The following is a 12,868-nucleotide window of genomic DNA, read 5'->3' as shown; positions in this document are numbered from 1 at the left end:
GACACCCTCGCCCCAACCGGTGCCATCCGCACCGGCCGCAAAGGCCTTGATACGACCGTCCGCCGCCAGCCCCCGCTGACGGCTGAAGTCCACGAACGAACCCGGCGTCGACATCACCGTCACACCACCGGCCAGGGCGAGGGAGCACTCACCCGCCCGCAACGCCTGAATCGCCCAATGCAGCGCGACGAGCGACGAGGAGCAGGCCGTGTCGACGGTGACCGCCGGACCCTCCAGGCCGAGCGCGTACGACACCCGGCCGGACATCACACTGGCCGCGTTGCCCGTGCCCATGAAGCCGTCGCCGCCGTCCTGCGAGTGGAGGACGAGGGACATGTAGTCCTGGCCGTTCGTACCGGCGAACACGCCGACCTGCTGACCGCGCAGCGTCGTCGGGTCGATGCCCGCCCGCTCGAACGCCTCCCACGACGTCTCCAGCAGCAACCGCTGCTGCGGATCCATCGCCATGGCCTCACGCGGCGAGATGCCGAAGAACGCCGCGTCGAAGTCCCCGGCGTCCGCCAGGAATCCGCCTTCGCGGACGTAGGTGGTGTTCTCGGCGCCCTGCTCCGGGTCGTACAGCGACTCGACGTCCCAGCCACGGTCGGCCGGGAAGTCCGTCACCGCGTCCTGCCCGGAGGACAGCAGCCGCCACAGCGCCTCGGGCGAGTCCACCCCGCCCGGGAAACGGCAGCTCATGCCCACGATCGCGATCGGATCGTCATCGACCACGACGCCCACGGACGGGGTGGCGGTCTCGGCCGCGCTCTCGTCGCCCAGGAACTCCGTACGGAGGTGGTCGGCGAGCGCCGTCGACGTCGGGTAGTCGTAGACCAGGGTGGGCGGCAGCCGCAGCCCGGTCACGGTGTTCAGCCGGTTGCGCAGCTCGACGGCGGTCAGCGAGTCGAAGCCCAGCTCGCTGAACGCCCGGCCCGCCTCCACCGCTTCGGCGTCGGCGTGGCCGAGGACGTCCGCCACGGCGGAACGCACCAGGTCCAGCAGCACGCGGGCGCGCTCCGCCGCCGGAGCGGCCGCCAGCCGCTGCGCGAGCGAGGTCTCGCCACCACTGGCGGTACCGGACGACTGCCCGGCCTCCGCCTCCAGCGCCGTGCGCGCCTCGGGCAGGTCCCGCAGCAGCGGGCTCGGCCGGGACGCGGCGAAGCCGGGGGCCAGCCGCTCCCAGTCGATGTCCGCGACCATCACGGTCGTCTCGTCCAGGTCCAGGGCGCGCTGGAGCGCGGCGATGGCCAGGTCCGCCGCCATCGGCGGCACACCGGCGCGGCGCATGCGCTGCTCCAGCGCGTCGTCCGCGGCCATGCCGCCCTCGGCCCAGGGGCCCCAGGCGATGGACGTGGCGGGCAGGCCCTCGGCCCGGCGGCGCTCGGCGAGCCCGTCCAGGAAGGCGTTCGCGGCGGCGTAATTGGCCTGGCCCGCGGCGCCCATGGAACCGGCGAACGACGAGAAGAGGACGAACGCCGTGAGGTCCAGCTCCCGCGTCACCTCGTGCAGATTGGCGGCGGCGTCGGCCTTCGCGCGCAGCACGGTGGCGAAACGCTCGGGCGTCAGCGACTCCAGTACGCCGTCGTCCAGCACACCGGCGGCGTGGATGACGGCCGTCAGCGGCAGCTCGTCCGGAAGCCCGGCCACCAGCGCGGCCAGCGCGTCACGGTCGGCGGCGTCGCAGGCCGCGACCGTGATCCTGGCCCCGGAGGCGGCGAGTTCGTCCCGCAGCTCGGCCGCGCCGGGCGCGTCGAGACCGCGGCGGCTCGTGAGCACCACGTGTGCGGCGCCCTGGGCCACCAACCAGCGGGCCACCTGCGCGCCCAGCGCGCCCGTACCGCCGGTCACCAGGACGGATCCCGTGCCCGGCTGCCAGGTGCGGCCGCGCGAGGCGACGGTGGCGCGGATCAGGCGACGGCCGAAGACACCGGAGGCGCGCACCGCCACCTGGTCCTCGCCATCGACCCCGGCCAGCACGCCCGCCAGCCGGGACAGCGCCCGGTCGTCCACCGTCTCCGGCAGATCGACGAGCCCGCCCCACTGCTCGGGAAGCTCCAGGGCGGCCACCCGCCCCAGACCCCACACCCGGGCCTGCCACGCGTCCACCAAGCCGTCCGACCGGCCGGTGGAGACCGCGCCGCGCGTGGCGACCCACAGCGGCGCGTCCACGCCCAGGTCGACCAGCGCCTGCGTCAGCGCGGCCGTACGGAGCAGGCCATCGGCGCCCGCGGCGACGGACGGCGGCGCGAACACACCCGCCACCGGGCCCTCCGCGACCGCCTCGCGCAGCCCCCCGGCCATGCCCGCGCGGTCCTCGGCGGCCAGCTCGACCCGCTGCGCCTCGGCGCCGCGTGCGGACAGCGTCCGTACGATCCCCTCGGCCCAGACGTCATCCGTCCCAGCGGGAACGACGACCAGCCATCGGCCGCTCAGCGTCCCCGCGCCACGGGCGGTCACCGGCTTCCAGGTCACCTGGTAGCGCCAGGCGTCGACGGTGGACCGCTCGCTCTGCCGACGCCGCCACGAGGACAGCATCGGCAGGACGGCGCTCAGCGAGGACAGCTCGTCCACGTCCTCGGACTGGAGCGCCCCGGCGAGCGCGGTCAGATCCTCGCGCTCCACGGCCTCCCAGAACCGGGCGTCCACGGAATCCATGGCCGCCACCGCCTCGCGGACCTCCTCCGGGTTCTCCACCCAGAAGCGCTGCCGCTGGAAGGCGTACGTCGGCAGGTCGACCCGCCCGGCGCCCGTACCGGCGAAGAAGGCCCGCCAGTCGAGGACGACGCCCCGGGCGTGCAGCGCGGCCAGGGCGCCGGTCAGCGACTCCGGCTCGGGGCGCCCCTTGCGCAGCGCCGGGACGAAGGCGGCGGTGTCGGTGACGCACTCCTGGGCCATGGCGGTGAGCACACCGTCCGGGCCCAGCTCGACGTACGTCGTCACGCCCTGCGCTTCGAGGGTGCGGACGCCGTCCAGGAAGCGGACCGCTTCGCGGACGTGGCGCACCCAGAAGTCGGGGCTGGTGATCTCCTCGGCGGAGACGACATTCCCGGTGAGGTTGGAGACGATCGGGATGCGCGGTGCCTCGTACGACAGCCCCTCGGCCACCTCGCGGAACGCCTCCAACATGCCGTCCATGCGCGGGGAGTGGAAGGCGTGGCTGACGGTGAGCCGCTTGGTCTTACGGCCCTGCGCCTCGAACGACGCCGCGATCTCCAACGCCGCGTCCTCGTCACCCGCGATGACCACGGACGCCGGGCCGTTGAGCGCCGCAATGCTGACGCGTTCGGTGAGGAGTGGCGCCACCTCGTCCTCCGACGCCTGGACGGCGATCATCGCGCCACCGGCCGGAAGCTCCTGCATCAACCGCCCGCGAGCAGCTACGAGGGTGCAGGCATCCGCGAGCGACAGGACACCCGCCACGTGGGCGGCGGCCAGCTCGCCGATGGAGTGCCCGGACAGGAAGTCCGCACGCAGACCCCAGGCTTCGGCCAGCCGGAACAGCGCCACCTCGACCGCGAACAGCGCGGGCTGGGTGTACCCGGTCTGGTCCAGCACCGCGGCGTCGTCCCCGAACAGCACTGAATTCAGCGGCCGTTCGAGGTGCGGGTCCAGCGCATCGCATACGGCGTCCAGCGCCTCCGCGAACACCGGGTACGCCTCGTACAGCTCACGACCCATCCCGAGCCGCTGGCTGCCCTGGCCCGTGAACAGGAACGCCGCCTTGCCATCGCCCACCGAGCCCTCGACGAGTCCGGCAGCCGACTCACCCCGCGTCAGCGCCTCCAGGGCCGTCACCAGCCCGGCGCGGTCCTCGCCGACCACCACCGCGCGGTGGTCCAGGGCCGCCCTGCCGGTGGCCAGCGTGTAGCCGACGGCCGTGGCGTCCAGGTCGGCGTGGGTGCCGAGGTGGGCCAGGAGGCGTTCGGCCTGGCCGCGCAGGGCGGCCTCGGTCTTGCCGGAGAGCACCCACGGCACCGTCGGCAGAACGGCCACCGGAGCGGTCGCGGGGGCCTCCTCGGGGGCCGGGGGCTGTTCCAGGATGGTGTGCGCGTTCGTGCCGCTCACGCCGAACGACGACACGGCCGCCCGGCGCGGTCGGCCGAGTTCCGGCCATGGCCGGGCGTCGGTCAGCAGCTCGAGGTCGCCCGATGCCCAGTCCACGTGCGGGGTGGGCTCGTCCACGTGCAGCGTCTGCGGCAGCACACCGTGGCGCATCGCCATGATCATCTTGATGATGCCCGCGACACCGGCCGCGGCCTGCGTGTGGCCGATGTTCGACTTGAGGGAGCCCAGCCACAGCGGCTGCCCCTCCGGCCGCTCCCGGCCGTAGGTGGCGAGCAGCGCCTGTGCCTCGATCGGGTCGCCCAGGGTCGTACCGGTGCCGTGCGCCTCCACCACGTCGACGTCGGCGGTGGTGAGCCGTGCGCTGGTGAGCGCTTCGCGGATGACGCGCTGCTGGGACGGGCCGTTGGGCGCCGTCAGACCGTTCGAGGCACCGTCCTGGTTGACGGCGCTGCCGCGCACGACCGCCAGCACCTGGTGGCCGTTCTTCCGGGCGTCCGACAGCCGCTCCACGAGCAGCATGCCCGCGCCCTCGGCCCAGCCCGTGCCGTCCGCCGACGCGGCGAACGACTTGCAGCGGCCGTCGGTGGACAGACCCTGCTGGCGGCTGAAGTCGACGAAGGTGTCCGGGGTGGCCATGACGGTGACACCACCGGCCAGGGCGAGCGAGCATTCGCCGTTGCGCAGCGCCTGTGCGGCCAGGTGCAGTGCCACCAGCGACGACGAACATGCCGTGTCGATGGTGACCGCCGGGCCCTCCAGGCCGAAGGTGTACGCGACGCGGCCCGACGCGATGCTGCCCGCGCCACCCGTGCCGAGATAGCCCTCGAGCCCCTCGGGGACGGCGGTCAGTCGCGTCAGATAGTCGTGGTACATGACGCCCGCGAAGACGCCGGTCCTGCTGCCGCGTACGGACGACGGGTCGATGCCCGCGCGCTCGAACGCCTCCCACGACGTCTCCAGCAGCAACCGCTGCTGCGGGTCCATCGCCATGGCCTCGCGCGGGTTGACGCCGAAGAAGTCCGGGTCGAACTCGGCCGCGTCGTACAGGAAGCCGCCCTCGCGGGTGTAGCTGGTGCCCACCTGGTCGGGGTCGTCGCTGTACAGCGCGTCGAGGTCCCAGCCGCGGTCGGCGGGGAACGGGGAAATGGCGTCGGTGGCACCCGTGACGAGCTGCCACAGCTCCTCGGGGGTCGTGACCCCGCCCGGGTAGCGGCAGCTCATGCCGACGATGACGATCGGGTCGTCGTCGGTGGCGGTGGCCGACACCGGCACCGGCGTGTGCACCTCCGCGGGTTCGTCGCCCACCAGCTCGGTCCGCAGGTAGCGGGCCAGCACCTGGGGGTCCGGGTAGTCGAAGATCAGCGTCGCGGGCAGCCGCAGCCCGGTGACGGAGTTGAGCTGGTTACGCAGCTCCACCGCCGTCAGCGAGTCGAAGCCCAGATCCTTGAACGCCCGCCCGGCGCCGATCGTGTCCGCGCCGCCGTAGCCCAGTACGGTCGCCACCTGCGCCCGCACCAGGTCCAGCAGCAGCCGCTCCTGCTCCGACGCGTTCAGCCCGGCCAGCCGACCGGCAAGACCGGCGTCGCCACCGGCCGCGACCGCGTCCACCGCGCGCCGCGCCGGGGCCCGCACCAGGCCGCGCAGCAGCGGCGAGATCGCGGGCTGGTTGCGCAGCGCCGCGAGGTCCAGGCGCATCGGTACGAGCGATGCCGCGTCGACGGTCAGCGCGGCGTCGAAGAGCCGCAGTCCTTCCGCCACCGGCAGCGGGGGCACTCCGGCCCGTCGCATCCGGGTGATCTCGGCCTCGTCCAGGGTGTCGCCCATGCCGCCACCGGCCCACAGGCCCCAGGCGAGGGATGTGGCGGGGAGACCCAGGGCGGCGCGGTGCTGGGCGAGGGCGTCCAGGAAGACGTTCGCGGCGGCGTAATTGCCCTGGCCCGGACCGCCGAAGACACCGGCGGCGGAGGAGAAGAGCAGGAACGCGGACAGGTCGAGGTCTCGGGTCAGCTCGTGCAGGTTCCATGCCGCGTCCGCCTTCGGGCGCAGCACCTTGGTCAGTCGTTCCGGCGTCAGCGAGCCGATCACGCCGTCGTCCAGCACACCGGCCGTGTGCACGACGGCGGTGAGCGGGTGCTCGGCGGGGATGGTTCCGAGGGCCGCGGCGAGCGCGTCGCGGTCCGCCACGTCGCAGGCCGACCAGTGGACGGTGGCGCCCAGGTTGGTGAGGTCGGCGGTCAGTTCGGCCGCGCCGGGCGCCTGGTCGCCGCGGCGGCTGACCAGGAGGAGGTGGCGTACGCCGCGTTCCGCCACCAGGTGGCGGGCGAACAGGCCGCCCAGCGAACCGGACGCACCGGTGACCAGCACCGTCCCGTCCGGGTTCCACGCGGGGGTCGTATTGTCGGCCGCCGCTGATGCGGTGCGGGTCAGCCGTGGCGTCTTGACGACGCCCTGGCGCACCGCGACCTCGGCCTCGCCGCTCGCGAGGGCGGCGGGCAGCGCGGCCCGCGAGTCCTCGTCGGCGTCGAGGTCGATGAGGATGAGCCTGTCCGGGTTCTCGGACTGTGCGGAGCGCAGTAGGCCGCGTACGGCGGCGCCTGCCAGGTCTGGCACCGGCTCACCGGGCTCGGTGGCCACGGTGCCGGATGTCAGGAGGACGAGGCGGGAGTTCGCGAAGCGGGCGTCGGTCAGCCAGGTTTGGAGGAGCTGGAGGGCTTGGGTGGTGGCGTCGTGTGCGGCTCGGGTGGGGTTTTCCCCTAGCCCGCCCCTTCCCGCAACCATGGGCTCCGCCCCTGGCCCCCGGTCCTCAATCGCCGGACGGGCTTGATCCGCCACCACTACGTACTCCGGCAGCGGCGTTCCGGAATCGACCGCCTCGGCCAGCGCCGCCAGGTCCGGGTACGCCGTGGCGGCCAGCCCGAACGTGTCCGTGCCCAGTACCGTCCAACGGCCGTCGGCCACGTCGGCGGGGGCGGTCGGCGTCCACTCCACGTGGTACAGCGACTCGTGGTACGCCGTACGCGCGCTCTGGAGCTGCTCGGCCGACACCGGACGCAGCACCAGCGACTCCACGGCCGCGACGGGCCCACCGTTCGTGTCCGCGATCTCCAGCCGTACGCCGTCGCCGCCCACCGCGGCCATCCGCACGCGCAGGGTGGACGCGCCGCTCGCGTACAGCGACATCCCCGTCCACGCGAACGGCAGCCGCCCCTCGGTCTCGGTGCCGCCGAGACCTGCGAGGCCGAGCGCGTGCAGGGCGGAGTCCAGCAGCGCCGGGTGCAGGGCAAACGCGGCGGCGTCCTCGACCGCTCCCTCGTTCAGCGCCACTTCGGCGAACACCTCGCCGTCGCGCCGCCACGCCCTGCGCAGCCCTTGGAACGAGGGTCCGTAAGCGAAGCCGACGTCCCGCAGATCCGCGTAACGGTCTCCGACCTCCACCTCGGCCGCGTCCGCCGGAGGCCACGCGCTCAGCTCGAACGACGCCTCCGCCATGCCCCCGGACGCCAGCACACCGGACGCGTGCCGGGTCCACGGCTCCTCGGCCGACAGGCTCTCGGCGCGGGAGTGCAGTTCCAGCGGGCGGCGGGCCGTGTCATCGGCGGCGCCGACCCACAGCCGCAGCTGGACGCCGCCCTCCTCGGGCAGGACCAGCGGTGCTTCGAGGGTCAGCTCCTCCAGCACGTCGCAGCCGACCTGGTCACCGGCGCGGATCGCCAGCTCCACGAACGCGGTGCCCGGCAGCAGCACCGTGTCCATGATCGTGTGGTCGGCGAGCCACGGGTGCGTCGACAGCGCCAGGCGGCCGGTGAACAACGTCCCGTCCGCGCTGGGGAGTTCGGCGCTCGCGCCGAGCAGCGGATGCTCGGCCTCGCCCAGGCCCAGGGCCGCGACATCGCCGAGGAACAGCGACGACACCTTCGGCCAGTAGCGCTGGCGCTGGAAGGGGTACGTCGGCAGCTCGGCCGGGTCGATGCGGGTGGTCCTGGTGTGGGCGTAGTAGGCCGCCCAGTCCACCGCCACGCCCCGCACATGGGCCCGCACGACGGCGGTCGTCAGCGCCTCGGCCTCGGGACGGCCCTTGCGGAGGGCGGACGCGAACGCCGCACCATCCCCGGTCACGCACTCCTGCGCCATGGCGGTGAGCACACCGTCCGGACCCAGCTCGACGTACGTGGTGACGCCCTGCGCTTCGAGCGTCCGGACGCCGTCCAGGAAGCGGACGGCCTCGCGGACGTGGCGCACCCAGAAGCCGGGGCTGGTGATCTCCTCGGCGGAGACGACATCACCGGTCAGGTTCGACACGACCGGGATGCGCGGGGCCTCGTACGACAGCCCCTGCGCCACCTCACGGAACGCGTCCAACATGCCGTCCATGCGGGGCGAGTGGAACGCGTGGCTGACGGTGAGCCGCTTGGTCTTACGGCCCTGTGCCTCGAAGGACACGGCGATCTCCAGGGCCGCGTCCTCGTCACCCGCGATGACGATCGAGGCCGGGCCGTTCACGGCGGCGATCGAGACACGCTCGGTGAGCAGCGGCGCCACCTCGTCCTCCGACGCCTGCACCGCGACCATCGCGCCACCGGCCGGAAGCTCCTGCATCAACCGCCCACGCGCCGCCACCAACTTCCCCGCATCCGCGAGCGACAGCACACCCGCCACGTGGGCGGCGGCCAGCTCGCCGATCGAATGCCCGGAGAGGAAGTCAGGCCGCAGCCCCCACGCCTCCACCAGCCGGAACAACGCCACCTCAACCGCGAACAGCGCGGGCTGAGTGAAGCCGGTCCGGTCCAGCACCGCAGCGTCGTCCCCGAACAGCACCGTCTTCAGCGGCCGGTCAAGATGCGGATCCAACGCATCGCACACCGCATCCAGCGCCTCCGCGAACACCGGATAGGCGTCGTACAGCTCACGACCCATCCCCAGCCGCTGGCTCCCCTGCCCCGTGAACAGGAACGCCACCCGGCCACCGGCCACCGAGCCCTCGATGAGCCCGGCCGCCGTACGGCCCTCGGCGAGCGCTTCCAGGCCGGACAGCAGCCCGGTCCGGTCGTCGGCGACCAGCGCCGCCCGCTCCTCGAAGGACGAGCGGCCGACGGCCAGCGCGTGGCCGAGGTCGGCGGTCCGTACGTCGGGCCGCGCGGTCAGGTAGGTGTGCAGCTGCCCGGCCTGGGCGCGCAGCCCCTCCGGGGTCCGGGCGGACAGCAGGACCGGGAGCACCGTGTCCTGATCGGTCTCGGCGTCGGTCTCGGCGGGCTCAAGGGCGGGGAGGGCCGGGGCCTCTTCCAGAACCGCGTGGGCGTTGGTGCCGCTGAAACCGAAGGACGACACGCCCGCGCGACGCGGGTGCTCGGTCCGCGGCCACTCCCGCGCCTCCGTCAGCAGCTCCAGCTCGCCCGCCGACCAGTCGACGTGCGGCGTCGGCTCGTCCACGTGCAGGGTGCGCGGCAGCACTCCGTGCCGCATGGCGAGGACCATCTTCATCACACCGGCGACACCGGCCGCGGCCTGGGTGTGGCCGAGGTTGGACTTGATGGAGCCCAGCAGCAGGGGCCGGTCCGCGTCGCGGTCCTGGCCGTACGTGGCGAGCAGCGCCTGCGCCTCGATCGGGTCGCCCAGCCGGGTGCCCGTACCGTGCGCCTCAACGGCGTCCACCTCGGCGGCGGACAGACCCGCACCGGCCAGCGCCTGCCGGATGACGCGCTGCTGCGACGGGCCGTTCGGCGCCGTCAGACCATTGCTCGCACCGTCCTGGTTGACCGCCGTGCCGCGTACGAGCGCGAGCACCGGGTGGCCGTTGCGGCGGGCGTCCGACAGCCGCTCCACGAGCAGCATGCCGACACCCTCGCCCCAGCCGGTGCCGTCCGCACCGGCCGCGAACGCCTTGATGCGGCCGTCCTCGGCGAGCCCGCGCTGACGGCTGAAGTCCACGAACACACCCGGGGTGGACATCACGGTCACACCACCGGCCAGCGCGAGCGAGCATTCCCCGCCGCGCAGCGCCTGGATCGCCGAGTGGAGGGCGACCAGCGACGACGAGCACGCCGTGTCGATGGTGACCGCCGGGCCTTCGAGGCCGAAGGTGTAGGCGAGTCGGCCCGAGATGACGCTCGCCGCGTTGCCCGTGCCCATATGGCCTTCGAGGCCCTGCGAGTCGCCGAGCAGCAGCGACAGATAGTCCTGGCCGTTGGTGCCGACGAAGACACCGGCGGTGGAGCCGCGCAGCGTGGCCGGGTCGATGCCCGCCCGCTCGAACGCCTCCCACGACGTCTCCAGCAGCAGCCGCTGCTGCGGGTCCATCGCCAGGGCCTCGCGCGGCGAGATCCCGAAGAACGCCGGATCGAAGTCGGCGGCGTCGTGCAGGAAGCCGCCCTCGCGGGCGTACGAGGTGCCCTCGACGTCCGGGTCCGGGTTGTAGAGCGAGGCCAGGTCCCAGCCGCGGTCGGTGGGCATGCCCGAGATCACGTCCGTACCCGCTTCGAGCAGCTGCCACAGCGCCTCGGGGGTGTGGACACCGCCCGGGAAGCGGCAGCTCATCGCCACGATCGCGATCGGATCGTCGTCGGCCGCCGCCACCGGAGCACTGGCGGTGGCGGTGGCCGGTTCGCCGAGCAGCTCGGCGAACAGGTGGTCGGCGAGGGCGATCGGCGTCGGGTAGTCGTAGACGAGCGTGGCGGGGAGCCGCAGATCGGTGGCGGCGTTGAGGCCGTTGCGCAACTCGACGGCGGTGAGGGAGTCGAAGCCGATGTCGCGGAAGGCCCGTTCGGCACTGATGTCGGACACATCGGCGTGGCCGAGCACGTCCGCCACATGGGTCCGTACGAGGTCCAGCAGCGCCCGGTGGCGTTCCGCCTCGGGCAGCCCGAGGAGCCGTTGGGCCAGCGCGGACGCCGACTCGACGGCCACCGTCTCGCCGGGGGCCACCGCGGCGTGCCGGACCTCCGGCAGGTCGGCCAGCAGCGGGCTGGGCCGCCCGGCGGTGAAGCCCGGGGCGAACCGGTCCCAGTCGACGTCCGCGACCGTCACGGCCGCGTCGCCCAGGTCGAGGGCGCGCTGGAGTGCGCCGAGCGCGAGGTCGGCATCCATCGGCGGCATACCGGCGCGGCGCATGCGCTGCTCCAGCGCCTCGTCCGCGGCCATGCCGCCCGCGGCCCACGGGCCCCAGGCGATGGAGGTGGCGGGCAGGCCCTCGGCGCGCCGGCGCTCGGCGAGCGCGTCCAGGAAGGCGTTGGCGGCGGCGTAGTTGGCCTGCCCGGCGGCGCCCACGGTGCCGCTGGTCGAGGAGAACAGCACGAACGCGGACAGGTCCAGGTCGCGCGTCAGCTCGTCCAGCGCGAGGGCGGCGTCGGCCTTCGCCCGCAGCACACCGCTGATGCGCTCGGGGGTCAGCGACTCCAGTACCCCGTCGTCCAGCACACCGGCCGCGTGCACCACGGCCGTCAACGGCAGCTCGGCGGGCAGCCCGGCCAGCAGCCCGGCCAGGGCCTCCCGGTCGGCCACGTCGCACGCGGCGACGGTCACGCGGGCACCCGATGCGGCGAGTTCGTCGCGCAGGTCGGCCGCGCCCGGCGCGTCCACGCCGCGGCGGCTGGTGAGCACCACGTGCTCGGCGCCGTTGTCGATCAGCCAGCGGGCCACCTGGGCGCCCAGTGCGCCCGTACCGCCCGTCACCAGCACCGTGCCGCGAGCGCTCCAGCTCTCGGACTCCGGCACCGGCCGTGCGGTGGCGTGCGCGAGTCGGCGGCCGAAGACACCGGACGGGCGGACGGCGATCTGGTCCTCGCCCCCGGCCCCGGCCAGTACCGCGGCCAGCCGCGACAGCACCCGGTCGGTCGGGGTCTCGGGGAGGTCGACCAGACCGCCCCAGCGGTCGGGCAGCTCCAGGGCCGCGACCCGGCCCAGCCCCCAGACCCGCGCCCGGGCCGGGTCCACGACCTCGCCCTGACGTCCCGTCGACACCGCGCCCCGCGTCGCGCACCACAGCGGCGCGTCGATCGCGGCGTCGCCCAGGGCCTGCACGAGCGCGGCCGTGGGCAGCAGGGCGTCGGCGTCCCCGGCGCCCAGCAGCGAGAGAACACCGGCGACGGCGCCGCCGTCGGCCACCGTACGCAGCTGCTCGGCGATGCCCGCGCGGTCCTCGGCCACCAGCGCGAGCTGCCGCACCTCGGCGCCGCGCTCGGTGAGCGTACGGACGACACCGGCCGTCCACGCGTCGGACTCCGCCTGAGTGACGACGAGCCAGACACCGGACATACGGGACGCGGAACCCAGCGAGAGCGGCTTCCACGACACCTGGTACCGCCAGCCGTCGACACCGGTGGCGGCGAGGGCCGCCACCGGCGCCTCGGGCCAGTAGCGACGGTGCTGGAAGGCGTACGTGGGCAGGTCCACGCGGGACGCACCGGTCCCGGCGAAGTACGCGGCCCAGTCCGGCGCCACCCCACGGACGTGCAGTCGGCCGAGGGCCGTGGTCAGCGCCTCCGCCTCGGAACGTCCCGCACGCAGCGCGGCCACGAACGCCGCACCGGTACCGGTGGCGCTCTCCTGGGCCATGGCGGTGAGGACACCGTCCGGGCCCAGCTCGACGAAGGTGGTGACGCCCTGAGCTTCGAGCGTGCGGACACCATCGAGGAAGCGGACCGCCTCGCGGACGTGGCGCACCCAGAAGTCGGCGGTCGCGATCTCCTCGGCGGAGACGACATCCCCGGTGAGGTTGGAGACGATCGGGATGCGCGGAGCCTCGTACGACAGCCCCTGCGCCACCTCGCGGAACGCCTCCAGCATCCCGTCCATGCGGGGCGAGTGGAAC

Annotated in this window: 1 protein-coding gene; it reads right to left on the bottom strand. The window is 73.9% G+C overall.

From position 1 onward, the window contains the following. Window positions 1–12,868, bottom strand: a 12,868-nt coding sequence (locus LCH29_RS42755; protein WP_446467084.1) for a type I polyketide synthase, incomplete at both ends; no start/stop codon positions are given.

The organism is Streptomyces sp. BRA346 (assembly GCF_052851135.1).
This window is presented reverse-complemented; position numbering and strand designations above follow the sequence as displayed.